Raw genomic sequence first — 22,411 nt, forward strand, 5'->3', positions numbered from 1 at the left:
GATGGCCCTGGAACACCGCTACCGCGTCCTGCTCGACCGCATGGGAGCCGTCGGCTCCCTGCTCTGCGCCGTGCACTGCGCGCTGCTGCCGCTGCTGATCGCGCTGCTGCCGAGCATCGGCGTCGCGACCTGGCTGAGCAAGGACGCCGAGGAATGGTTCGTCGTCTTCGCCTCGATGGTCGGCCTGTTCAGCGTGGTCTGGGGCTACCGGCGCCACCGCGAGGTGCGGGCGCTGGGCCTGCTGCTGCCGGGACTGACGGCGCTGTGGTTCGGCGTGCTGTATGCACCGCTGCACGCCACGGTGGTGCCGCACGCCATCGTGATGACCGTGGGCGGGACGTTCGTGGCGCTGGCCCACCTGGCCAACCTGCGCCTGACCCATCTTGCCGCCGAAGCCGCCGCCGACGCCGGCTGAATCCCGGTGCCGGACCGGCCCGGGCCCGCGGAGGCCCCCCGCGTGGTAGCATTCGCGGCCCGCGCATCGCCGCGGATCCGTACCAACACGATCACACCGAACACGACAGCTATCGAGGGTTTCGACATGGGCAAGGGCGACCGCAAGACCGCCAAGGGCAAGCGCTACAACTCCAGCTACGGCAACGCCCGTCCGAAGGCCACCGGCCTGGCCGCCGGCGCTGCGCCGGTCGCCAAGAAGGCCGCCGCCAAGCCGGTCGCCAAGGCGCCGGCCAAGAAGGCCGCGGTGAAGAAGGTCGCTGCCAAGGACTGATCGGGCCTTCCCGATCGGTTGCCACGAAACCCCGCTCCGGCGGGGTTTCGCGTTTCCGGGCTCAGGCGCCCGGCGGCCGCGCCGGCACCCGTTCCAGTTGCCCGCCGGCGTAGTCGGTCGCGAACGGCAGGTCGCGGCGGTGCACGTAGCCGATGAAGCAGTCGCAGGCGCGGTTCGGACAGGCGCGCGGGCGCAACTGCGCCACGAAGCTGCCGTCGTACAGGTTGCCCAGCGATTCGGCGACGAAATGGCAGCGGCGTACGCCGCCGTCGCCGTCGACCGACAGCACCGATTCTCCGGTCGCGCACGGCGCGCCTAGGCTGGGCGGCGGATCGAGGCTGAAACCGAAGTGCGGGTCGATGCGGCGCAGCCGCGCCACGTCATCGGCCATGTAGTAGTCCGCATCGCGACCGTCGAAGGCGTTGAGCCAGAGCGGCACGTCGTCGGGCAGCGCCGCGCGCAGCCGGTCGATGTCGTCGAACGCGTCGCGCAGCGCCACCATGCCCACGCTGAAGCGCAGCCCGCGCCGGTGCAGTTCGCGGCAGCGCGCGACGAACGTCGCCAGCGGCACCTGCGTGGGATGCCAGGTGCACCACAGCGCGAACGCGCGCGGATCGACGCGGTCCAGCCAGCGCATGCCGATGCAGAGGTTGGTCTGGATCGCCACCCGCCGCACATGCGGCAGGCGGCTCAGCGCGATCATCGCCTCGCGATAGTGCTTCCGCACCAGGCCTTCGCCCCACGGCGTGAACAGGATCGACAACGGCCGCTGCCACGTCGTCGCCCAGTCGACGAAACGCGCGAGGTCCGCGGCGTCGCGCTGCAGCGTCGTGCGGGTGTCGCGGGTCTTCGCGAACGGGCAGTAGGCGCAGTCGTAATTGCAACTGCTCAGCCGCCCGCGATACAGCAGCGAAAGATGCCCGGGCACGCCGCCTGCTTGCATCGTGTCGATCACGGCCTGCGGGACGTGCATGTCAGCGCGGTGCATGTTCGGCCATCCGCGCGAGCACGGCCGGCGACGCCAGCCACGGGCCGATCGTGTCGGCGTGCGCGAAGCCCGCGTCGGTGAGCGCGAGCAGCGCGCCGTCGCGTCGCGCGAGGCCGAGCGGCTCCAGCGACGCCAGCTGCGGCAGGTCGTCGAAGAGTTCGCTGCCGAAGCGTGCGCGCCACGCCTCGAACGACAGTCCCGGCTTCACCAGCAGCGACTGGATCGCGTACCGCCGCCGCTGTTCGTCGCCGTCGAGCATGAACCCGTGCCGCACCTGCGCGAAATCGTCGGCGGTCAGCGAGAGGTGATGGGCGAGGATCTCGGCGACGCTGCGTCGCGACACGCCGTATTCGCTCGCGTAATGCAGGCCGCGCGTGTAGGAGCGCGCACCGCAGCCGATGCCGACCATGCCGTCGTCCTGGCAGCAGTAGGCAGGGCCGGCGTCGCCCGCGGGCGCGTGCGGCGCGCGGAACATGCGCATCGACACCTGCGTGTAGCCGGCGGCGAGCAGGTGATCGCGTCCCGCGCGATACAGTGCCGGTCGATCGTCCTGCGGCTCGGCCTGCACTGCGAAGCGCGTGCGGCCGTCGCGTCCCGCCATGCGCCCGAGCCCGGTCAGCGGTCGCACGTACAGCGGATACAGATAGAGTTCCTCCGGCGCGAATGCGAGCGCGCTGTCGATCGAAGCGATGAAGCTGTCGACGCTCTGTCCGGCGATGCCGTAGATCAGGTCGAGGTTGAGCGTGGGGAAACGCTGCGCGCGGATCGCGGCGATCGCGCGTTCGACCTCGTCGCGCTGCTGCGGCCGCACCAGCGCGCGCACCTCGGCGTCGCCGAAACTCTGGATGCCCATGCTGACGCGATCGATGCCGGCCTCGCGGCACAGCGCCATCTTTTCCGCATCGGCGGTGTCGGGCGACACTTCCATGCCCGACGGCAGCGCGCGCGGGTCGGTGCCGTGGCGCTGCAGCATCGCGAACAGGCGTTCGAGTTGCGGCGTGGTCAGATAGCTCGGCGTGCCGCCGCCCAGTGCGAAGCGCGCGAAGCGCGGGCCGTCGAGCGCGTCGACGGTGACCGCCAACTGCAGCGCGAGTTGGTCGAGGTAACGCTCGACCACATCGTCGTTCGGCTTCGCCAGCGCAAAGAGGTTGCAGAAGCCGCAGCGGTACGGGCAGAACGGGATGTGCAGGTACAGGAACAGCGCGTCGCGCGCTTCGTCGGCCCAGACCTCGCGCAGTCCACGCGGTTCGGGCAGTGTGCGATATGCAGTCTTGTGCGGATACGAGTACGAATACGCCTGGTACGGCGGCAGTTGCAGCAGCGTGTCCAGCGACGGCAAGGGCGTGGCGGCGTTCATGCGTCGAGGTCGCCTCCGTTAGGTGCGTGTCCAAGCAGGAAATGCGTGTACGGCACGTGCAGCACCACGTCGTGCGCGAGGCGATGACCGCGATAGCCGTCTTCGCCGTAGGCGGTGCCGTGGTCGGAGCAGACGATCACGAACGTCGGCGCGCGTCGTCGTGCGGCCGCGAACAGCGGTGCGAGTGCCGCATCGACGTATTCGAGCGCCGCGGCCTGCGTGTCCGCATTGTCCTCGACGGCGCCGGGCAGGTAATGCCGGTTCGGCTGGTGCAGCGCCGACACGTTGAGGTAGGTGAAGCAGCGCCGGCCGCGCAGGTCGTCGGCGTCGAGTCGTGTGCAGGCGAGTGCAACCTGGCGTTCGGTCGAATCGACCGCGGTCACGCCGAACCCGGGATGCCAGTGCGCTTCGGCGAACAGCCCCGGCAGGTCGCGGCCGAGCGCGTTCGCCGGGTTGAAGAAACCGACGCCGCCAATGCACAGTGTGTGGTAGCCGAGCGCCGCGAAGCCGCCGACGATGTCCGCGCGATCCGCGCCGCCGTCGTCCGAAAACACGAAGGTGTTGCCGTCGACCGTCTCGCTGCCGCCGAACGCCAGCGAGAACAGGCGCGGATGCGGCCCCGGCGCTGCGGGCGTCGGCAGGAAGCCGGCGAAGAACGCGCGGTGCGCGGCATAGGTGAACGTTGCCGGCGTGTGCCGCCGCTCCCATCCTGCCGCCGGCAGGTGCGGCGCCAGCGTCGGTAGTCGGCCGGCGCGGAAGCAGGCTTGCGCAACGTCGAAGCGCAGCGTGTCGAGCACGACGAACAGCACGTCGTGGCTGCCGACGATCGCGTGCATGTCGAGCACGGGCACGCGCGCGTCAGCCATGGGCGCGCGTCTCGTGTGCGGAGGCCTGCGCGAGACCGGCGAGCACCCAGTCGGCCTGGTCGTCCGCCGGCTCCGCGCCATCGCAGCGCGCGTGCTGCACGTCGTCGCCGAAGGCATTGGCTTCGAGCACGATGCAGCGGTCGCGCCCCGGGATCACGTCGAAGCCGATCATCGTGCTGCCGGGGAACACCTGTGCTGCGGCGCGCACCGTGGCGTCGACCTTCGTCCATGCGTCTTCGTCGAGCAGCGACGTCGGATCGGCGCGCCGATTGCCGAGATGCAGGTTGGTCATCGGTGCGTCCGCGATGCGCGCCATGCGCTGTCGCGACTCGCCGGCGAAGGCGATCACGCGCAGGTCGAAGCAGCAACCGGCGAAACCCGTGGCGCGCGGCTTCGGAATCCACGTCTCGGCATAGCAGTCCTGCGCAGCGAGCGCGTCGATCAGCGCGGCGATGCGTGCGCGGTCGGTGCAGCGCTGCGGCGAGAGTCGGTTGAACAACTGCGTGCGTCCGCCCGTGTCGACGACTTCCGCCGTGGTCCACGCGAGTTCGCGCCCGTCGCGATGCCGGCGATACGCGACCACGCCCGCCGCGGCCGAGCCGTAGCGCGCCTTCACGAACACGCGGTCGCAATCGTGCGCATCGAGCAGATCGCGCAGGTGCGCGTAGGACGCCACGCGGCCGAGCGCGGGCGGTACGTCGACGCCGGACGCGGCCAGCGCTTCGCGGCACGCCCATTTGTCGCACATGCGCAGGATGTCCTCGACCGGATTCAGCCAGCGGATCGGACCGGCGACGGTCTCTGCCTCATGCGCGATCGTGCGCAGCAGGTCGGCGAAGCCCGCGAACCACAGGTCGCGATGCGCGAGCGCATGGCCGTCGATGTCGATCGGCGGCGCGCCGTCACGATCGAGCAGCCGATGGCCGCGCTGCACCAGTCGTTCGTACAGGCCGGCGCCCGCGGCCGGTGCGTCGAGCTTGACCATCGTCGGCGTGCCGTCGTCGGCCGACGGCAGCACGAGCGGCGGTGCAGGCGCGCACAGGTGTTCCGCGTAGTCGATCACCGCCGCCCGGCGCAGGCCGCGCTCGCGCAGCGCGTCCTGGAGCCGCTGGATGCGGCGATGCCCGGGCGCGCCGAACACCGCCAGTGGCGCGTCGCGGCGGTTCACTCGGCGACGGCGACGTAACGCTCCCCGTCGTCCTCGTCCTGCGGGTCGTCCAGCACCACGCGGCACGACAGCGCCTTCAGCTTCGCCTGCCAGGCGTCGCTGATGTAGTGATGGCTGAGATCGAGCGTCTTCAGTCCGGAGAGGTAAGGGCTTTCGCACAGCGCCTGCGCGCCGAGATCGCCGATCGTGCCCATCGACAGGTCCAGCGTGTCGAGGCGACCCAGCCAATCGCAGCCGGCGAGGTGCTGCGCCAGCGCATCGCTGATCTGCGCATTGCGCAGGCCGAGGTAGTCGAGGCGCGACGCGTCGATCGCATCGAGCAGCCGCGCATAGGTCTCCACGTCGCCGTCGAAGCCGTAGTTGTCGTCGCCCAGCCACAGTTCGAGCCGCTTCACTGCCGGCAGCGTCGAACCCGCGATCGCGTTGGCGATGCCTTCGGGCAGGCCGCCGCACTCGATCGCCAGCTCCTGCAGTGCCGCGTGCGTGAACGACGCGAGCGTCAGGTCGGTGCTGCCGCGGATGCGCAGGACCTGCAGATCGGGGAATGCCGCGAGCAGCGCGTTGTAGGCGCCCTGGATGATCCACGAGATCTCGCAGTCCTCGAACGTCATGTCGCCGACGAACAGCGCGCGCAGCGCCGGCAGTTCGGCGCGGCGTTCGATCAGCGCGTCGAGGTAGTCCTGCGGCGAGGTGTCGTGCGCTTCGCTCCACGCGCCGATGATCAGCGCGTCGAGAGCGGTCGTGTCGACCTGCGCGAGGAAGGCGTCGAGCAGTTCGCGCTGGCTCTCGGCCGAGTCGTAATCCTGCGCCAGACGGAAGGCGTGGGTGCGCACGGCGTTGCGGTCGGCGACGGTGTCGCCCATGCGGAACTCGATGACGGGTTTGTCGAAGAAGCGTTCGAGGGTCTCGTTGACGGTCATGGAAGGTCCTTGGCGCGGACGCCGGTCAGGGAATGGAAAGAAGAGAATGGACTCGGTGGATTCAGTGCGCTCGGGCTTCGGTCGCGGCTCCCGCTTCGACCGCGCGCCACACCCGCAGCAGGTTGCCGCCGAGCAGTTTGCGCAGGTCATCGTCGCGGTAGCCGCGGGCCTGGAGGCCGGCGATGAGGTTCGGATAGTCGGCGACGGTCTTCAGACCGTCGGGCAGGGCGCCGTCGACGCCGTCGAAGTCGGAGCCGAGGCCGACGTGGTCGATGCCGACGAGCTTCACGCCGTAGTCGATCTGGTCGAGCACCGCGTCGAGTTTCACCGGCAGCGGCGGATGCGACTGTTCCCATGCGGCGTCGAACTCGGCGACGGTCTGCGCGGTGCGGCCGGCGGCCTTCTCGCGCTGGTAGGCGTTGTAGGCGACGAAGTAGGCCTGCGTGCGTGCGGCGGAGGCCGGGTCGACGAAGGCGTTGCCGAACGGCACCTGGATCACGCCGCCCTTGTCGGCGATGGCTTTCGCGAGTTCGTCGCTGAGGTTGCGCTCGAAGCCCGGCGTGAAGTGGCGGAACGCCGAGTGCGTGGCGACGACCGGCGCGCGGCTGAGCGCGACCGACTGCGCGACCGCGTCGTCGGACAGATGCGAGACGTCGACCATCATGCCGAGCCGGTTCATCTCGGCGACCACTTCGCGGCCGAACGGGCTGAGCCCGTGCCAATGTTTTTCCGTCGCGTAGGACGAATCGGCGATGCGGTTGTTGTCGCTGTGGGCGAGCGTGACATAACGTACGCCGCGATCGAAGAACACGCGCAGCTTCGCGACGTCGTCGCCGATCGGTGCGCCGTTCTCCATGCCCATCGGCAGCAGCACGCGGCCGCCGCGACGCAGACGATCGACGTCGCGCGGCGAGCGCAGCACGGCGAACTTGTCCGGATGCTCCGCGGCCAGCGCCTGCACGCCGTCGATCATGCGATGCGCGACATTCCATGCGCTGCCGTCGGCATCCTGGCCGGGCGAGGTGTAGATCGACATGAACGCAACGTCGAGGCCGCCGGCGCGCGCTTTCGGGTAATCGAACTCGCGCGCCTGCGCCTGCGACAGATCGAGCCAGCGCTTCGCCAGTTCGGTCGGCGCATCGATGTGGGTGTCGACGATCACCGCGTCCTGCGCGAGCTTGCGCGCGGCGGGGGGCGCATCGACGGCATGGGCGAGGTTGGTCGTCAGCGCGACGACGAGGGCGGTCAGCAACAAGGGGCGTCGCATGGTGCGCTCCGGTGTTCGATTGTGATCAGAAGGACGCGGACAGGCGTTGTCCGCCCGCGACGACGAGGCGCGCGAGATCGCCGCCGAGCCAGTAGCAGAGTTCGGCCGGGCGCCGCACGTCCCACAGCACGAGGTCTGCGCGCATCCCGATCTGCAACACGCCGCGATCGTGCAGCCCGAGCGCGTGCGCGGCGTGCACGGTCGCGCCGCGCAGCGCTTCCTCGGGCGTCAGCCGGAAATGCGTGCACGCCAGCGACATCGCGAGCCGCAGCGACAGCAGCGGTGAGGTGCCGGGGTTCGCGTCGGTCGCGACCGCTATCGGCACGCCGTGCGTGCGGAAGGCGTCGATCGGCGGGCGCTGCGTTTCGCGCAAGCAGTGGAACGCGCCGGGCAGCAGCACTGCGACGGTGCCGGCGGCGGCCATCGCGCGCACGGCCTCGTCGTTCGTGTATTCGACATGATCGGCGGACAGCCCGCCGAATTCGGCGACCAGCGCCGCGCCGCCGAGGTCGCTGAGCTGGTCGGCGTGCAGTTTCACCGGCAGGCCGAGCGCGCGCGCCGCCTCGAACACGCGCCGCGTCTGCGCGGGCGTGAAGCCGATGCCTTCGCAGAACGCATCGACTGCATCGACCAGGCCTTCGGCGTGCAGCCGCGGCAGCCAGTCGATCACGGCGTCGATGTAGGCGTCGGGTAGGCCGGCGAACTCGGGCGGCAGCGCGTGCGCGCCGAGGAACGTGGTGCGTACCGTCACGCCCAGCGTCTCGCCGATGCGGCGCGCGACGCGCATCATGCGGCGTTCGCTCTCGAAATCGAGGCCGTAGCCGGACTTGATCTCCAGCGTCGTCGCGCCGTCCGCAAGAAGCGTCCGCGCGCGCGGCAGCGACTGCGCGAGCAGCGCGTCCTCGTCCGCGGCGCGCACCGCGCGCACGGTCGAGACGATGCCGCCGCCGGCACGCGCGATCTGCTCGTAGCTCGCGCCCTGCAATCGCAGCTCGAATTCGTGCGCGCGATCGCCGGCGAACACCAGATGCGTGTGGCAGTCGACCAGCCCGGGGGTGATCCAGCCGCCATCGACCTCGATCACTTCATCCGCAAGCGCTTCCGGCGCGGCCGGCAGCGATGCGCGCGGGCCGACGAACGCCAGCACGCCGTCGCGCCAGCCGATCGCGCCGTCTTCGATCGCGCCGTAACCGTCGCCGTCGAGCGTGGCGAGATGCGCGCCGAGCAGCAGGGTGTCGAAGCGGAGGTGTTCGGTCGTCATCGGATCGCTCCCGCAGCTTTCAGTGCGCTCGCATCGAACCCCGCCTGCGCGCAGATCGCCTCTGCGTGTTCGCCGAGATACGGCGGACGCACGGGGTCGGTCATCGGCGTGGCCGACATCCGCAGCGGGCTGGCGATCATCGGGATGCCGTCCGCCTCGATGCGCAGGCCGCGGGCGGTGGCGAGGTCGCCGAGCACGGCCTCGCGCACGCCGTTGACCGGTGCGGCGGGAATGCCGGCGGCATCGAAGCGCGCCAGCCATGTCGCGACGGTGTCGCCGGCGAAGCGCTGCGCGAGTTGCGGGATCAGCCAGTCGCGATGCGCCACACGCGCGGCGTTCGTCGCGCAGCGCGGATCGTCGCGCCAGTCGTCGTGGCCGACCGCGCCGCAGAGCCGCTGCCACAGCGCGTCGCTGCCGCAGGCCAGCGCGAACGCGCCGTCGGCGGCGTCGAAGGTCTGGTAGGGCACGATGCTGGCGTGCGCGTTGCCGTAGCGCTTCGCTTCATTGCCCGTGAACAACGTGCTGCTGGCGACGTTGGCCAGCGCCTGCACCTGCACATCGAACAGGCTGAGTTCGATGGTCTGGCCTTCGCCGGTGCGCGCGCGCTGCAGCAACGCGGCGAGGATCGCGATGGTCGCGTTGAGGCCGGTGGTCAGGTCGACCGATGCCACCCCGACCTTGCTCGGCGGGCCGTCGGCGGGACCGGTGATCGCCATCAGCCCGGCTTCGGCCTGGATCGCGAAGTCGTAGCCGGGGCGATGCGCGCCCGGGCCGCTCCGGCCGTAGCCGGAGATCGCGCAGTGGATCAGTCGCGGGTTGAGTGCGCGGGTCGAGGCGGGGTCCAGTCGCAGCGACACCGCGGCGTCGGCGCGGAAGTTCTCGATCAGCACGTCGGCGTCGCGGATCAGCGCCTCCAGCAGCGAACGCGCGTCCGGATGGCGCAGATCGATCGCGATCGAGCGCTTGCCGCGGTTGCAGCAGGCGAAGTAGGCGGAGGTGTCGCCGCCGGCGTGGTGCAGGAACGGCGGGCCGTAGCCGCGGGTGTCGTCGCCGTCCGGCGGCTCGACCTTGATCACGTCGGCGCCGAGGTCGGCGAGGGTCATGCCGCACCACGGCCCGGCGAGCACGCGGGAGAGATCGAGAACCCGGATTCCTGCCAGTGCCGACATCGACGCGCCTGTCGCGGGGGAGTGCGCAGTGTAGCCCGCCGGGTGCGCGCCGCGTCGGCGCGATACGGCGGATGCGACGTGTCCGGGCGATGGGCGACAATGGCGGCATGACGACCGCTGCCGCTGCTTCGACCATCGCCCCGACCGCATCCATCCAGCCGCTGCCGAACGGCCGCTGGCGGCTTCCCGGCATCGCCAACCTGCATTCACATGCCTTCCAGCGCGCGATGGCCGGCCTCGCGGAACGCATGACCCATCCGTCGGATTCGTTCTGGACCTGGCGCGAGACCATGTACCGCATGGCCGCGCGCTTCGATCCGGACACGCTCCACGCGGTCGCGTCGCAGCTGTATGTCGAGATGCTGGAAGCCGGCTACACCACCGTCTGCGAATTCCACTACCTGCACCACGCGCCCGATGGCCGGCCGTACGCCGATCCCGCGGCGATGTCGCGGGCGCTCATTGCCGCGGCGCGCGAGACCGGCATCCGCCTGACCCTGCTGCCGGTGCTGTACATGACCGGCGGCTTCGACGGCCGGTCGCTCAACGAACGCCAGCGCCGGTTCGGCCACACCGTCGACGCCTGGCAGCGCTTGTTCGACACGCTGCGCGCCGAACAAGGCGACGCCCTGCGCGTCGGCTGCGCGCTGCACAGCCTGCGCGCGGTGCCGGCGGACGCGATGCGGGCGACGCTCGCGGCGCTGCCGCAGGACGCGCGGGTGCACGTGCACATCGCCGAGCAGATCGGCGAGGTGCAGGACTGCCTGGCGATCCGCGGCGACCGCCCGGTGCGCTGGCTGCTGAACCATGCCGACGTCGACGCGCGCTGGACGCTGGTCCACGCCACGCACCTGGAGATGGACGAGATCGTCGGCATCGCCGACCGCGGCGCGACGGTGGCGATCTGTCCGACCACCGAGGCCAACCTCGGCGACGGCCTGTTCCCGCTGCGCGATTTCCTCGATGCCGGCGGCCGCTGGGGCATCGGTTCGGACTCGCACATCTCGGTGTCGCCGGTGGAGGAAATGCGCTGGCTGGAATACGGCCAGCGGCTGGTCACGCGCCACCGCAACATCGCCGCCACCGCGGCGTCGCCGAGCGTCGGCGAGACCCTGCTCGCGGGCGTGCGGGCCAGCGCCGCGCAGGCGACCGGCTTCGCGGCCGACGTGCTGGCCGGCGACGTGGTGACGCTGGATCCGTCGGTGCCGGCGCTGGTCGCCGCGCGCGCCACCGACATCGCCGATCGCTGGATCTTCGGCGGCAACCGCGCCGCGGTGGACACGGTGACCGTGGCCGGGCGCCGGGTCGTCGACGGCGGCCGGCATGTCGACCGCGATGCCGTCGCCGCCCGCTACGCGACGGCGCTGGCGAGGCTGCTGGCGGACTGATTCGCGCCGCCACGGGCGGCCTTCGTCGCCGGGAACCGGGGGTTCGTCGCAAGGGCCGGCGGGCGAGGCGGGAGGCGGGCAGGGTGTGCAGGTCGTCGCGACGCGCGGCGGTTCGCACCCTTCCAGACCTCCCGGAGTTCCCATGTCCAAGTCCTCGCGCTTCTCCCTGAAGACCCTCGCCGTTGCCGTCGCCCTGACCGTCGGCGCGGCCTGTCCGGCCACCGCCGCGGATGCGCCGGCGCCCGCGGCCCAGGTGGCCCCGGCCCGCAGCCACGTGCCGATCCTCTGGAAGATCTCCGACCGGGACAACACGCTGTACCTGCTGGGCTCGTTCCACCTGCTGCGTGCCGGCGACCTGCCGCTGTCGCCCGACATCGCCGCCGCGATGAACGACGCGAAGTCCACGATGTTCGAACTCGACATGGTGTCGATGATGGCGCCGGAGAACCTGGCGAAGGTGCAGGCCTACCAGAAATTGCAGGGCGACAAGCCGCTCAGCGCCCTGCTGCCCGCGCCGACGCGCGAGAAGCTGGAGGCGTTGCTGAAGGTCAGTGGCACGCCGATGTCGGCGGTGGACGGGCTGGATGCCTGGGCGCTCTCGCTGAACCTCAACCTCGGCACGATGATGGCGATGGGCTTCAACGGCGAGAACGGCCCGGATCGCCTGCTGTCGCTGCAGGCGGACAAGGAAGGCAAGCCGCGCCTCGCGCTGGAAACGCTGGACGACGAATTCTCGGTGTTCGAGCGCACGCCGATCGACGAGCAGGTGCTGGGCATCACCCGGTTCGTCGACGACCCGAAGCAGGTGGTGACGCAGACGATGAAGATGCACGACCAGTGGATGGCCGGCGATCTCGATGGGCTGGGGCGCGACGCGCTGGTCCGCATGCGCAGCGAGACGCCCGCGACCTATCGCCTGCTCGTGGTCGACCGCAACAACGCCTGGCTGCCGCAGCTGAAGGCGCGGCTCGACGCGCACCACGCCGGCGACAACACGCTCGCCGTGGTCGGTGCGCTGCATCTCGCGGGCGAGGATGGCCTGCTCGCGAAGCTGCGCGCCGAGGGTTACCGCGTCGAGCGCATCTGCACCGCCTGCGCCGTCGGTCCGCGCTGACCCAACCGGCCCGCTCCCCGCCGGAGCGGGCGCTTCCCTCGGAGTCTCCTGATGCGCATCGACCTCAAGGGCCTGCGTGCCTCGTCGACCGATCGCCAGTTCTGCGGCGTCTTCGGCGGACTGGGCGCATACACGCCGATCCCGTCCTGGCTCTGGCGCACCGTCTTCGTGCTGCTCGCGCTGTGGCATTGCGAGATGATCGTCGCCTACCTGGTGGTCGCCCTGTTCATGCCGCAGGCCCCGGCCCCGGCGACCGCCGCCGGCGTCGAATCCGCCACGGACGCCCCGTCCGTCCCGGTGCGGCCATGAGCATGGTCCAGGCGTCGAGCGTCATCGCGATGCTGCTGTCTGCCGCGTTCCTGCGCACCGGCCCATCGGCGGTGGCCGGCGAGGTCGCGTCCGCCGTGTGCCTCCCGGCGTCTTCCTTCGATGCCGGGAATGCCTCGGGCAGATGGCGACTGGACGCGGCAATCGGCCCGGTCTGCCTCGCCGGCCCGCTGCCCGCGTGGCATGCGGAAGTGCGGACGCTGGGCATACGCGCCGCGATTCAGCATGATGCCGGCGGTTTTTCGCTGTCCTTCGATGCCGGCCGCCTGCATCCGGGTGTGCCGTATTCGTCCGTTTTGTCGTTTTCGGGGATCCGCCCATGACTGTCCACGACATCGCCCCGCTCACACTGGATGCGCCGCTGCCCGAGTCGATGCGGCCGGGCCGGCAGACCTTCGTGACCCGCTACAAGAACTACCCGGTGTTCAGTTGGCCGTGGTGGTGGCGGCGGACGATGTTCTTCTCGCCCGTGGCGCTGGCGCTCTTCTTCGTGCCGACCTTCTGGATGTGGCGGGAACTGAGCGACACGCTGGCCGCCCTGCAATCGGCGGCCTTCACGACGGGGGCGTTTGCGATCCTGGTCACGCTCGGTCCCGGCATCGCCAGCGCGATCCGGTACCGCCGGCTTCCCGCGAAATGGGAAGGCCTCGCGATCGTCGCCGTGATCCTCGCCTGCATCGGCGTGGCGTCGGTGATGGAGGACGTGTTCAACGCCTTCCGCATCTCGATCCTCAACCAATTTCCGGCAGCGAAACAAAAGGTGCTCGAACTGGCCGCCGAAAGGCTGGCGCGCAATCAGGACACGCCGGTCCTCGGGGCGATCACCGGCTACCTCGTCGCCGGTTCCTGCGGCGGATTGCTCGCGATCCCGGCCTACTTCCGGGAATCGTGGAGCTGGCGCGCGTACCAGCACGAGCGGATCGAGTCCGCGCTGCGTGCACAGAAGCACGAAGCCAGCCTGAAGCTGAGCCTGTTGCAGGCCCAGGTCGAGCCGCATTTCCTCTTCAACACGCTGGCCTCGGTGCGCATGCTGATCCGCCAGGATCCCGCGCAGTCGGAGGCGACGCTCGACGCGCTCGTGGCCTACCTGCGCGGCAGCATCCCGCAGTTCCGCGACGGCGAGGCGAGGACCGCGTCCCTGCTCGGCCACCAACTCGACCTCTGCGCCAGCTATCTCGAAGTCATGCGCATCCGTACCGCGGGGCGCTTGCAGCATGCGGTGGAGGTCGATGCCGCGCTGCGCGACGCGGCGTTCCCGCCGATGCTGCTGATCACGCTGGTGGAGAACGCGATCAAGCACGGCATCGAGCCGAAGCCGGGGCCGGGCCGGGTGACGATCTCGGCGACGCGCGACGGCGATGCCTTGCACGTCGTCGTGGACGACGACGGCGTCGGTTTGCAGCCGGGCGTCGGCGGCGGGCTCGGCCTCGCCAACGTGCGGGCGCAGCTCGATGCGCTCTACGGCAAGCGGGCGACCTTCGCCCTGTGCAGCCGGCCCGGGGGCGGTGTCCGCGCGGAACTGCGGCTGCCGATGGAGCGCGGCGCATGAGCATGATGTCCGCTTCCGTCACCGCCGTGATCGCCGAAGACGAGAAGCCGCTGCGTGATGCCTTGCGCGCGATGCTGGGCATCGCCTGGCCGGAACTCGAAGTCGTCGCCGAATGCGAGGACGGCATCGCCGCGATGGAAGCCATCGCCGCGCATCGGCCGGCGCTGAGTTTCCTCGACATCCGCATGCCCGGCGTGAGCGGGCTGGACGTGGCCCGTGCCGCGATCGCGGCGAAGTCGCTGGTGGTGTTCACCACCGCCTACGACGAATACGCCGTGCGTGCCTTCGAGGCCGGTGCCGTCGACTACCTGCTCAAGCCGCTGACGCCCGAGCGGCTGGCCACGACGCTGGCGCGCGTGCGTGCGCGACTCGACACCCGCGACGACGATGCCGATGCGCGCATGGCGGCGCTGGAAGCGCAGCTGCGTCCGTCGGGCGCGCGGCTGATCCGCTGGATCAGCGCCGCGGTCGGCGACAGCGTGCGCATGCTCGGCCTCGACGAGGTGCTCTACTTCCAGTCGCAGGACAAGTACGTGCGGGTGGTGACCGCCGACGGCGAGGCGATCATCCGCACGCCGCTGAAGGAACTGCTGGCGGGGCTCGATCCCGACGAATTCTGGCAGGTGCATCGCGGCACGGTCGTGCGCGTATCGGCGATCGACCGCCTGCGTCGCGACGAACTCGGCAAATCGACGCTGCGGCTGCGCGGCCGCGAGGACACGCTGCCGGTCAGCGCGGCGTTCCTGCATCGCTTCCGCGGGATGTGACCGCATCGCGCAGCGCCGGCAGCAGCGGCGCGAGACTGCCGTCGTTCGGCGCCGGGCGCAGGTGCAGCAGGTGTGCCAGTAGCGGGTAGACGTCGACGTTGTCGAACGCCGGCAGCCTCATGCCGCTGCGGAACGACGGCCCGGCGGCGACGAACGTCGCGTGCATGCCCGGCGTTTCCGGCGCGAAGCCGTGTTCGCCGCGCACCGGGCCCACCGACGGCTTGGCCGATTTCGGCTGCACGCGCCAGCCGGGTTCGGTCTGGCACACGATCGGTGCGATGCGCGGGTGCGTGCCGTAGTGCCACTGCGGCGGCAACGCGTCCTTGCGCCAGCAGGTGTACACGTCGTGACGACCGACGAAGGCGCGTTCGACCGCGGCTTCCTCGCCGGGTTTCGGCACGAGGCCGATGAACGTGCCCCACCACGGTGCGTCGTAGTGCGACGGATCCAGCACATCGTCGAGATAGCGCACGTGGTCGAACGGGATGTCGGACATGCCGTGGTCGGACAGCACGATCACGTCGGTCGTGCCGGCCAGGCCGCGTGCCTGCAGCCCGGCGCGCAGCCGCGCCAGCGCGGCGTCGATCGTGCCCAGCGTCGCCATCGCCTGCGGCGAGGACGTGCCGCTGTCGTGCGCGGCGATGTCGTACTGGTCGAGGTACACCATCAGCAGCCGCGGACGCTCGGCCGCCGGCAGGTCCAGCCACGCCAGCACCTGGTCGATGCGGCCGTCGGGCGTCACCGTCTTGTCGAACGCCCGCCGGTAGTGCGGGCGCTCTCCGGCGATCTCGGCATTCGAGCCCGGCCAGAACATCGTCGCCGCGATGCCGCCCTGCTTCTGCAGCGTGGCCCAGATCGGTTCGCCACCCCACCAGCGGCCGTCCTCGGCGCTGCCGGCCTGCTTCGACACGAACGTGCCCAGCGCCGGGTCCTGCATGTTGTTGTGGACGATGCCGTGGTGGTCCGGGCGCAGGCCGGTGGCGATGGTGTAGTGGTTCGGGAAGGTCAGCGTCGGATAACTCGACTGCAGCCATTCGGCGCGGACGCCGGCGGTGGCGATCGCGTCCAGCGTCGGCATGGTGCCGCTGCCGGGGATCGAGGCGGGCAGGGCGTCGATCGACACCACGACGACGGTGCGGGCGGCGTCGACTGCGGTGGCGGCGGGCGGCGCTTCCGGTCGCGGCGCGGGCGTGGCCGCGCAGGCGGCGAGCAGGACGTACAGGGCCGGGACGACACACCGGGTCAAGCGCGCGGACACACCGCGCCAGGCGAAGACGGAGGGCATGCGAGGATGATACCCGCCGCCGTGTCCACCCGATGACGTCCCGCCGAGGTCCCCGCATGTCCCGCGTTTCGTTTGCCGCTCTCGCGGCGCTGCTGTTCCCGCTCGCCGCCGCGGCCGCGCCGGCCTTGTCACCGACGGAATGCGAGGTTTGGGCACGCGAACTCGATTTCGCCGCGTCGGTGGCCCGCCACGACGCCGCGGCCTTCGCCGACCACGTCGATCCCGGCGCGGTGTTCGGCGCGGGGCGCGAACGCCAGGCCCGGGGCCGCGACGCCGTCGTCGCCCGCTGGGCCGGGATCGTCGAAGGCAAGGCCGTCACCATCGAGTGGTATCCCGAACGCACCACCGTCGGCGGCGTCGCCGGGATCGCGTGGTCGGAAGGCCCGTCGCTGGTGATCGAGCGCCCCGGCACTGACGCCGAGCGCTTCACCCTCGGCCGCTTCCATTCGGTCTGGCGGCGCGGCGAGGACGGCGTCTGGCGCGTGCTGTTCGACGACGGCCTCGACCTCGGCCCGGCCGATGCCGGGCAGGTCCGCGCCTTCCGTGCCGGCCGCCGCGAGGCCTGCCCCGCGGGCTGACATCGTCCTGAATCCGGGCGACGCGTTCATGCATCGCGGCCCGGGCCGGCGTAAGGTGCGGGCATTCCCCTTCGTGCCCGGAGCTGCCGCCATGACCCGCCCGCTGCTCGCACTGCTGTTCGTCCTGACCTGCGGCAGCGCCGTCGCGCAGACCGTCACCGTCACCAACGAAGCCGGCCAGGCCGAAACCGTCCGCACCGAAGTCGCGACGCCGGCCGACCAGGCTGCCGACACGGCCAAGGACAAGCCCGACGCCACCGCGCAGGCCGCCGCGTCCACCTGCCTGCAGAGCACCGGCTCGCGCATCGTCGCCAGCCGCAACCTCCGCGCCCAGCGCGCCGGCAAACCGCCGCAGTGCGCCACCGCCGCCGGCCGCGTCTACACCCGCGACGAACTCGACCGCACCGGCCGCATCGACATCTACGACGCGCTGCGCGCCCTCGACACCGGCGTGCGCTGACGCTTCCTGCATCTCCGCTCCCGAACGCCCGGCCTCGCGCCGGGCGTTTCCGTTTCGGCGTCCGAGCTCTTCAGCCGAACAGGTCGCCCGTCGGTGTCGCCACCGGCGCGGGCAGGGCGCCTTCGAGGCGCAGCAGCGCTTCCTTGATCGGCAGGCCGCCGCCGAAGCCGGTGAGCTTGCCGTCGCTGCCGATCACGCGGTGGCAGGGCAACACGATCGGCAGCGGGTTGCGGCCGTTCGCGGCGCCCACGGCACGCACCGCCGCGGGCTGGCCGATCGCCTTCGCCAGCTGGCCGTAACTCCACGTCGCGCCCCACGGGATGTCCGCCAGCATCGCCCACACCGTGCGCTGGAACGGCGTGCCTTCGGGCGCCAGCGGCAGGTCGAACGTGCGGCGCGAGCCGGCGAAATAGGCATCGAGCTGCGCGCGCGTTTCCGTCAGCGTGTCCGCGATCGTACCGCGCGCACCGGGCACCCAGCCGGCGCGATCGACCGGATGCCGGTTCGTCGGGAATTCGATGTGGCGCAGGCCCGCGGCGTCGGCGGCGAGCACCAGCGTGCCGATCGGGCTGTCCATGCGTTCGAAGTAGAACGTCGTCATGCGGCAGCGGCCTCCGTGGCTTCGGTCGGAAGATGCCACAGGTGCAGCACGGCGTAACCGCGCCACGGCCGCCACGCCTCCGCGCGCGCCGCGGTCGCGCGTTCGCTCAGGCGCGCGGTGCCCGCGGGCGCGAGCCGCTGCTGCAGCACGAGGTCGCCGGCGGGGAAGGCATCCGGCAGCGCGAGTCCGCGCATCGCGATGTACTGCGCGGTCCAGTCGCCGATGCCCGGCAGCGCGGTCGCGCGCGCGACGAACTCCTCCAGCCGCTGGCCGCCCTCGAACGACAGCCGGCCGTCGACGACCGCCGCCGCCACGCCGCGGATCGTCGCCGCGCGCGTCTTCGGCAGGCCGATGGTTTCGAGCGGCGCATCGCGCAGGACCTGCGTCGCCGGGAACGTGCGATCGAGTCCCGGCGGCGCGTCGTCGCGATGACCGCCCCACGCATCGAGCAGCCGCCGCGCCAGCGTGGTCGCGCCGGCGACGCTGATCTGCTGGCCCAGCACCGCGCGCACCGCGAGCTCGAAACCGTCCCAGCCGCAGGGCACGCGCAGGCCCGGATGCGCGGCGATCGCGCGTGCCAGCAGCAGGTCCTGCGCGAACAGTGCGTGCACCGGGCGCAGGTCGGCGTCGAGATCGAACATCCGCCGCACGCGGCGCACGAAGTCGGGGATGCGCTTCGTGTCGCCGGGCGCGAGATCGACCAGTTCCAGCCGCAGCTCGGATTTGCCGTCGATCGCACTGACCCGCAGCCACGCACGACCGTCGCCGATCGCGCGCAGGTAGGCGTCGTCGTCGATGCGTTCGATGCCGGGGATCGCGCGCTTCGCGAGGAAGCGCAGCAGCAGCCCGAAATCCAGCGGCGGCCGGTAGCCCAGTCGCAGCACGAGCGTGCCCGCGGGCGCCTTCGCCGCGGACGCCTGCCGGCGGATCGCGGTCGGCGGCATGCCGCAGCCGGCCAGGAACGCGGCATTGAACCGGCGCAGGCTGTTGTAACCGGCGGCGAGCGCGACCTCGGTCGCCGGCAGCGACGTTTCCGTGAGCAGTTGCTTCGCCAGCAGCAGGCGCCGGGTCGCGTGCACCGCGTGCGGGGTCGCGCCCACGTGCGCGAGGAACACGCGCTGCAGCTGCCGCGCGCCGAGACCCACGCGCGCGGCGAGCGCGTCGACGCTGGCGTCCTGCAGTGCACCTTCGGCGATCAGCGCGAGCGCGCGGCGCACCGCGTCCTCGCGCACCTGCGCGAACGCATCCGGCGAGAGTTCCGGCCGGCAGCGCAGGCAGGGGCGATAGCCGGCGGCCGTGGCTGCGGCGGCGTTCGGGAAGAAGCTGACGTTGCTGCGTTTCGGCGCCGGCGCCGGGCACACCGGCCGGCAGTAGATGCCCGTGCTCTTCACCGCGATGAAGAACAGGCCGTCGAAGCGCGCGTCCTTCGCCGCCATCGCGCGGAAGCAGACGTCGCGCGGCGGGACGGTGTCGCGGGCGGGCAGGGCGTCGGTATCGGTCATGGGCGCATCGTGGCACGGGATCGCGCCGCCGACTCGCCGTTTTCGGACATGGATGCCGGTGGGCCCCGTGGGAGCGGCGTAAGCCGCGACGAAGCGCGGCAGCCCCCCTGTAGGAGCGCCGGGAGGCGCGACGGGACGCGGCAGACCTTCCCTGTAGGAGCGGCGTGAGCCGCGACGGGATGCGGCAGACCTTTCTTGTGGGGGCGACGGGAGTCGCGACAAGGCACCCACAGGCTTCCCGGACGCGGGCGACCGAAGTCGCAGGGTCTTCGGAAGGTCTTTCAATGGTCCGTCGCGGCTCACGCCGCTCCCACAGGACAGGCTTTCCGGAATCCGTCGCGCCTCCCGGCGCTCCTGCAGGAGGCCTGCCGCCGCCGGGCGTAAAATCCCCCGATCGCCTCCAGGAGCAACCCGCATGGCCCCGTCGATCCCGTTCGGTTCCAACCGCCACGACCCGTCCCGCGTCATCCGCGCTCCGCGCGGCAGCGGGCGGACCTGCAAGAGCTGGCTGACCGAAGCGGCCTACCGGATGATCCAGAACAACCTCGATCCCGACGTCGCCGAGCGGCCCGAGGACCTCGTGGTCTACGGCGGCATCGGCCGCGCCGCGCGCGACTGGGCCTGCTTCGACGCCATCCTCGAATCGCTGCGCAACCTCGAAGACAACGAGACGCTGCTGATCCAGTCGGGCAAGCCGGTCGGCGTGTTCCCCACGCACCCCGACGCTCCGCGCGTGCTGCTCGCCAACTCCAACCTGGTGCCGCACTGGGCGACGTGGGAACACTTCCACGAACTCGACCGCAAGGGCCTGATGATGTACGGCCAGATGACGGCCGGCTCGTGGATCTACATCGGCTCGCAGGGCATCGTGCAGGGCACCTACGAAACCTTCGTCGAAATGGGCCGCCAGCATTACGGCGGCGACCTCACCGGCAAGTGGATCCTCACCGCCGGCCTCGGCGGCATGGGCGGCGCGCAGCCGCTGGCTGCGTCGCTGGCCGGCGCGTGCTCGCTCAACATCGAATGCCAGCAGTCGCGCATCGACATGCGCCTGCGCACGCGCTACGTGGACGAGCAGGCGACCGATCTCGACGACGCCCTCGCGCGCATCGAGAAGTACTGCGCAGCCGGCGAGGCGAAGTCGATCGCGCTGCTCGGCAACGCGGCGGAAATCCTGCCCGAACTCGTGCGCCGCGGCGTGCGTCCGGACGCCGTCACCGACCAGACCTCCGCGCACGATCCGCTGCACGGCTACCTGCCGGCCGGCTGGACGCTGGAGCAGTGGTTCGACAAGCAGCAGACCGCGCCGCAGGAAGTCGTCGAAGCCGCGAAGCATTCGATGCGCATCCACGTCGAGGCGATGCTGCATTTCGAGGACATGGGCATCCCCACGTTCGACTACGGCAACAACATCCGCCAGATGGCGTTCGAGGTCGGCTGCAAGGACGCCTTCGATTTCCCGGGCTTCGTGCCGGCCTACGTGCGCCCGCTGTTCTGCCGCGGCATCGGCCCGTTCCGCTGGGTCGCGCTCAGCGGCGATCCCGAGGACATCGCGAAGACCGACGCCAAGGTCAAGGAACTCATCCCCGACGACGCGCACCTGCATCGCTGGCTCGACATGGCGAAGGAACGCATCAGCGTGCAGGGCCTGCCCGCGCGCATCTGCTGGGTGGGCCTGGGCCTGCGCCACAAGCTCGGCCTCGCGTTCAACGAGATGGTGCGCAACGGCGAACTCAAGGCGCCGATCGTGATCGGCCGCGACCACCTCGACAGCGGCAGCGTGGCCTCGCCCAACCGCGAGACCGAAGCCATGCAGGACGGCAGCGACGCCGTCAGCGACTGGCCGCTGCTCAATGCCATGCTCAACGTGGCCGGCGGCGCGACCTGGGTCAGCCTGCACCACGGCGGCGGCGTCGGCATGGGCTTCAGCCAGCACAGCGGCGTCGTCATCGTCTGCGATGGCAGTGCCGAAGCCGACCGGCGCATCGCCCGCGTGCTGTGGAACGACCCGGGGACCGGCGTCATGCGGCATGCGGACGCGGGGTACGAGATTGCGAAGCAGTGTGCGAAGGAGCAGGGGTTGAGGTTGCCGATGGTTTGAGGCCGACGATGCCACCGGATAATATCGATATTCGGGTGTTATCCGGTGTGCAGAGCGTATAGCACCCTCAATGTTTCAGCGTTTTTTTTGCGCGATACCATGCATGGCCTATTGATTTTTCTGATGGTAATGGCGTTGATTGGCTGGTTGGCGCACTCCAGAATCGGCGTTATGCCCCGCGATGGGGTCTAGTCTTAGCTACGCAACAGTGGAAGATTCTTGTGAGCCGTAAGAAGAAGCCTGTCCAGCGCACACGTTACGGCTACTGCAAGTTAACGGGTAGGCCCGGGGCGTTCGTTAAATCTCATTTGATTCCTGAAGCGCTTACTAGGCCTAGTCAAGCCGGCGCTCCACTTATTCAATACGGTGATGGACTTAAGCCCAGTCGCCGCTGGAGCAGCTGGTACGACTCAGGGCTCGTCACTCGCGAAGGCGAAGACATTCTGTCAGCTATTGATAGTTGGGCAATCGCTGTGCTTCGCGAACATAAGCTTGTCTGGAGCGGTTGGGGCGGAGCTGTGGAGCTAGGATATTTACATACAAAGATCAGTGAGCACATCGGCATTCGCGAAGTCTCGCTCGACACAAGGAAACTGCGATTTTTCTTTCTTAGCTTGCTATGGCGTGCTGCTGCAAGTGATCGCTACGAATTTAAAGACATCGTATTGTCGAAAAAAGATATTGAAGTACTCCGCAATATTTTGCTCGGGCAGGAGGAGCCGGATCCGGACTTTTATCCTGTCCAGCTCACCCAAATTTCGACTAAAGGCCTGATGCACAATCAGACGCCTTATCCTGACATAAAATACATTCCGGACGTAGAGAACGATAATGCAGAACCGTATCCGATGAGAACTATACGGTTCTACTTTGATGGTCTTATAGCGCATTTTGCAATTGAGCTTCCACCATCACATGTCGCAACTGATCTCGGAAATATTTGGTAATTCCTAAGCAAACCGGACCAAATCTGAGAGGATTTGGTCATGAAACGATGCCCTTCCTGTGAGGGAAGC

General features: G+C 70.0%; 23 protein-coding genes. 12 read left to right on the forward strand and 11 right to left on the reverse strand.

Translation table 11 applies throughout. The features are described from left to right. Window position 1: 1 nt before the first annotated feature. Window positions 2-415 (forward strand): MerC domain-containing protein, encoded by a 414-nt coding sequence (locus ACT53R_RS18410; protein WP_476173374.1) that lies wholly within the window; start codon window positions 2-4, stop codon window positions 413-415. 126 nt (window positions 416-541) lie between these two features. After that, a complete protein-coding gene (locus tag ACT53R_RS18415) occupies window positions 542-727 on the forward strand; it encodes a 30S ribosomal protein THX (protein ID WP_476173395.1) in 186 nt (61 codons plus the stop codon). A gap of 61 nt (window positions 728-788) precedes the next feature. Here ACT53R_RS18415 and ACT53R_RS18420 read toward each other — a convergent pair whose 3' ends face one another. From ACT53R_RS18420 to ACT53R_RS18455, 8 genes are all read right to left on the reverse strand, one after another. After that, window positions 789-1,670, reverse strand: coding sequence for an STM4011 family radical SAM protein (locus ACT53R_RS18420; protein WP_476173396.1), 882 nt, complete (start codon window positions 1,668-1,670; stop codon window positions 789-791). A 31-nt stretch (window positions 1,671-1,701) separates the two neighbouring features. Next, a complete protein-coding gene (locus tag ACT53R_RS18425; protein WP_476173375.1) occupies window positions 1,702-3,072 on the reverse strand; it encodes an STM4012 family radical SAM protein in 1,371 nt (456 codons plus the stop codon). After that, window positions 3,069-3,938, reverse strand: a complete 870-nt coding sequence (locus ACT53R_RS18430; RefSeq protein WP_476173376.1) for an STM4013/SEN3800 family hydrolase — start codon at window positions 3,936-3,938, stop codon at window positions 3,069-3,071. The genes ACT53R_RS18425 and ACT53R_RS18430 overlap by 4 nt, the downstream gene beginning before the upstream one ends. Next, the gene (locus ACT53R_RS18435; RefSeq protein ID WP_476173377.1) at window positions 3,931-5,106 is read right to left on the reverse strand and encodes an STM4014 family protein; all 1,176 of its coding nucleotides are present in this window, start codon (window positions 5,104-5,106) and stop codon (window positions 3,931-3,933) included. Before ACT53R_RS18435 ends, ACT53R_RS18430 begins: the two co-directional genes overlap by 8 nt. Next, window positions 5,103-6,026 carry an STM4015 family protein gene (locus tag ACT53R_RS18440; protein ID WP_476173378.1) on the reverse strand — a complete coding sequence of 308 codons (924 nt, stop codon included), beginning with the start codon at window positions 6,024-6,026 and terminating at the stop codon, window positions 5,103-5,105. Before ACT53R_RS18440 ends, ACT53R_RS18435 begins: the two co-directional genes overlap by 4 nt. Before the next feature lie 61 nt (window positions 6,027-6,087). Then, the gene (locus ACT53R_RS18445; protein WP_476173379.1) at window positions 6,088-7,293 is read right to left on the reverse strand and encodes a dipeptidase; all 1,206 of its coding nucleotides are present in this window, start codon (window positions 7,291-7,293) and stop codon (window positions 6,088-6,090) included. 25 nt (window positions 7,294-7,318) lie between these two features. After that, window positions 7,319-8,554: an imidazolonepropionase gene (gene hutI / locus ACT53R_RS18450; RefSeq protein ID WP_476173380.1), complete on the reverse strand. Its 1,236-nt coding sequence runs from the start codon at window positions 8,552-8,554 to the stop codon at window positions 7,319-7,321. After that, a complete protein-coding gene (locus ACT53R_RS18455; RefSeq protein WP_476173381.1) occupies window positions 8,551-9,723 on the reverse strand; it encodes a CaiB/BaiF CoA transferase family protein in 1,173 nt (390 codons plus the stop codon). The genes hutI and ACT53R_RS18455 overlap by 4 nt, the downstream gene beginning before the upstream one ends. Window positions 9,724-9,794: 71 nt before the next feature. Here ACT53R_RS18455 and ACT53R_RS18460 point away from each other — a divergent pair, with 71 nt between their 5' ends. From ACT53R_RS18460 to ACT53R_RS18485, 6 genes are all read left to right on the forward strand, one after another. Further along, on the forward strand, window positions 9,795-11,111 hold the full coding sequence (locus ACT53R_RS18460; protein ID WP_476173382.1) for a formimidoylglutamate deiminase: 1,317 nt from the start codon (window positions 9,795-9,797) through the stop codon (window positions 11,109-11,111). Window positions 11,112-11,253: 142 nt separating this feature from the next. After that, complete coding sequence (locus ACT53R_RS18465) at window positions 11,254-12,225, forward strand: TraB/GumN family protein (RefSeq protein WP_476173383.1); 972 nt, start codon at window positions 11,254-11,256, stop codon at window positions 12,223-12,225. Window positions 12,226-12,276: 51 nt separating this feature from the next. Then, complete coding sequence (locus ACT53R_RS18470; protein WP_476173384.1) at window positions 12,277-12,534, forward strand: PspC domain-containing protein; 258 nt, start codon at window positions 12,277-12,279, stop codon at window positions 12,532-12,534. Further along, on the forward strand, window positions 12,531-12,875 hold the full coding sequence (locus ACT53R_RS18475; RefSeq protein WP_476173385.1) for a hypothetical protein: 345 nt from the start codon (window positions 12,531-12,533) through the stop codon (window positions 12,873-12,875). Before ACT53R_RS18470 ends, ACT53R_RS18475 begins: the two co-directional genes overlap by 4 nt. After that, the gene (locus ACT53R_RS18480) at window positions 12,872-14,101 is read left to right on the forward strand and encodes a sensor histidine kinase (protein ID WP_476173386.1); all 1,230 of its coding nucleotides are present in this window, start codon (window positions 12,872-12,874) and stop codon (window positions 14,099-14,101) included. The genes ACT53R_RS18475 and ACT53R_RS18480 overlap by 4 nt, the downstream gene beginning before the upstream one ends. 5 nt (window positions 14,102-14,106) lie before the next feature. After that, a complete protein-coding gene (locus tag ACT53R_RS18485) occupies window positions 14,107-14,868 on the forward strand; it encodes a LytR/AlgR family response regulator transcription factor (RefSeq protein ID WP_476173397.1) in 762 nt (253 codons plus the stop codon). Here the strand turns inward: ACT53R_RS18485 and ACT53R_RS18490 are convergent. Further along, on the reverse strand, window positions 14,831-16,153 hold the full coding sequence (locus tag ACT53R_RS18490) for an alkaline phosphatase family protein (protein WP_476173387.1): 1,323 nt from the start codon (window positions 16,151-16,153) through the stop codon (window positions 14,831-14,833). The two genes, ACT53R_RS18485 and ACT53R_RS18490, sit on opposite strands and share 38 nt — an antisense overlap. A gap of 56 nt (window positions 16,154-16,209) precedes the next feature. Between ACT53R_RS18490 and ACT53R_RS18495 the strand changes: the two genes are divergently transcribed. Together ACT53R_RS18495 and ACT53R_RS18500 are read left to right on the forward strand one after the other, a co-directional pair. Next, window positions 16,210-16,731, forward strand: coding sequence for a YybH family protein (locus tag ACT53R_RS18495; protein WP_476173388.1), 522 nt, complete (start codon window positions 16,210-16,212; stop codon window positions 16,729-16,731). 91 nt (window positions 16,732-16,822) lie between these two features. After that, window positions 16,823-17,191 (forward strand): hypothetical protein, encoded by a 369-nt coding sequence (locus ACT53R_RS18500; RefSeq protein ID WP_476173389.1) that lies wholly within the window; start codon window positions 16,823-16,825, stop codon window positions 17,189-17,191. A 70-nt stretch (window positions 17,192-17,261) separates the two neighbouring features. On the opposite strand, the gene ACT53R_RS18505 is transcribed toward ACT53R_RS18500, so the two are convergent. Together ACT53R_RS18505 and ACT53R_RS18510 are read right to left on the reverse strand one after the other, a co-directional pair. Further along, the gene (locus tag ACT53R_RS18505) at window positions 17,262-17,792 is read right to left on the reverse strand and encodes a methylated-DNA--[protein]-cysteine S-methyltransferase (RefSeq protein ID WP_476173390.1); all 531 of its coding nucleotides are present in this window, start codon (window positions 17,790-17,792) and stop codon (window positions 17,262-17,264) included. Then, entirely contained in the window at window positions 17,789-19,294 is a 1,506-nt protein-coding gene (locus ACT53R_RS18510) for an AlkA N-terminal domain-containing protein (RefSeq protein ID WP_476173391.1), read from the reverse strand. Before ACT53R_RS18510 ends, ACT53R_RS18505 begins: the two co-directional genes overlap by 4 nt. Window positions 19,295-19,709: 415 nt before the next feature. Here ACT53R_RS18510 and hutU point away from each other — a divergent pair, with 415 nt between their 5' ends. Next, window positions 19,710-21,395: a urocanate hydratase gene (hutU, locus tag ACT53R_RS18515; RefSeq protein ID WP_476173392.1), complete on the forward strand. Its 1,686-nt coding sequence runs from the start codon at window positions 19,710-19,712 to the stop codon at window positions 21,393-21,395. Window positions 21,396-21,616: 221 nt separating this feature from the next. Then, window positions 21,617-22,342 (forward strand): hypothetical protein, encoded by a 726-nt coding sequence (locus ACT53R_RS18520; RefSeq protein ID WP_476173393.1) that lies wholly within the window; start codon window positions 21,617-21,619, stop codon window positions 22,340-22,342. Window positions 22,343-22,411 lie beyond the last annotated feature (69 nt).

The sequence above is a fragment of the Lysobacter sp. DMC104 genome (assembly GCF_056313665.1).

What these genes read in the sequence shown, in the direction of transcription:
- ACT53R_RS18475 (WP_476173385.1), top strand. Translation starts at nt 12,531, where the DNA reads ATGAGCATGGTCCAGGCGTCGAGCGTCATCGCGATGCTGCTGTCTGCC.
- ACT53R_RS18430 (WP_476173376.1), bottom strand. Translation starts at nt 3,938, where the DNA reads ATGGCTGACGCGCGCGTGCCCGTGCTCGACATGCACGCGATCGTCGGC.
- ACT53R_RS18505 (WP_476173390.1), bottom strand. Translation starts at nt 17,792, where the DNA reads ATGACGACGTTCTACTTCGAACGCATGGACAGCCCGATCGGCACGCTG.
- ACT53R_RS18425 (WP_476173375.1), bottom strand. Translation starts at nt 3,072, where the DNA reads ATGAACGCCGCCACGCCCTTGCCGTCGCTGGACACGCTGCTGCAACTG.
- ACT53R_RS18470 (WP_476173384.1), top strand. Translation starts at nt 12,277, where the DNA reads ATGCGCATCGACCTCAAGGGCCTGCGTGCCTCGTCGACCGATCGCCAG.
- ACT53R_RS18440 (WP_476173378.1), bottom strand. Translation starts at nt 6,026, where the DNA reads ATGACCGTCAACGAGACCCTCGAACGCTTCTTCGACAAACCCGTCATC.
- ACT53R_RS18445 (WP_476173379.1), bottom strand. Translation starts at nt 7,293, where the DNA reads ATGCGACGCCCCTTGTTGCTGACCGCCCTCGTCGTCGCGCTGACGACC.
- ACT53R_RS18495 (WP_476173388.1), top strand. Translation starts at nt 16,210, where the DNA reads ATGTCCCGCGTTTCGTTTGCCGCTCTCGCGGCGCTGCTGTTCCCGCTC.
- ACT53R_RS18420 (WP_476173396.1), bottom strand. Translation starts at nt 1,670, where the DNA reads ATGCAAGCAGGCGGCGTGCCCGGGCATCTTTCGCTGCTGTATCGCGGG.
- ACT53R_RS18500 (WP_476173389.1), top strand. Translation starts at nt 16,823, where the DNA reads ATGACCCGCCCGCTGCTCGCACTGCTGTTCGTCCTGACCTGCGGCAGC.
- ACT53R_RS18465 (WP_476173383.1), top strand. Translation starts at nt 11,254, where the DNA reads ATGTCCAAGTCCTCGCGCTTCTCCCTGAAGACCCTCGCCGTTGCCGTC.
- ACT53R_RS18415 (WP_476173395.1), top strand. Translation starts at nt 542, where the DNA reads ATGGGCAAGGGCGACCGCAAGACCGCCAAGGGCAAGCGCTACAACTCC.
- ACT53R_RS18410 (WP_476173374.1), top strand. Translation starts at nt 2, where the DNA reads ATGGCCCTGGAACACCGCTACCGCGTCCTGCTCGACCGCATGGGAGCC.
- ACT53R_RS18510 (WP_476173391.1), bottom strand. Translation starts at nt 19,294, where the DNA reads ATGACCGATACCGACGCCCTGCCCGCCCGCGACACCGTCCCGCCGCGC.
- ACT53R_RS18455 (WP_476173381.1), bottom strand. Translation starts at nt 9,723, where the DNA reads ATGTCGGCACTGGCAGGAATCCGGGTTCTCGATCTCTCCCGCGTGCTC.
- ACT53R_RS18480 (WP_476173386.1), top strand. Translation starts at nt 12,872, where the DNA reads ATGACTGTCCACGACATCGCCCCGCTCACACTGGATGCGCCGCTGCCC.
- hutU (WP_476173392.1), top strand. Translation starts at nt 19,710, where the DNA reads ATGGCCCCGTCGATCCCGTTCGGTTCCAACCGCCACGACCCGTCCCGC.
- hutI (WP_476173380.1), bottom strand. Translation starts at nt 8,554, where the DNA reads ATGACGACCGAACACCTCCGCTTCGACACCCTGCTGCTCGGCGCGCAT.
- ACT53R_RS18485 (WP_476173397.1), top strand. Translation starts at nt 14,107, where the DNA reads ATGTCCGCTTCCGTCACCGCCGTGATCGCCGAAGACGAGAAGCCGCTG.
- ACT53R_RS18490 (WP_476173387.1), bottom strand. Translation starts at nt 16,153, where the DNA reads ATGCCCTCCGTCTTCGCCTGGCGCGGTGTGTCCGCGCGCTTGACCCGG.
- ACT53R_RS18460 (WP_476173382.1), top strand. Translation starts at nt 9,795, where the DNA reads ATGCGACGTGTCCGGGCGATGGGCGACAATGGCGGCATGACGACCGCT.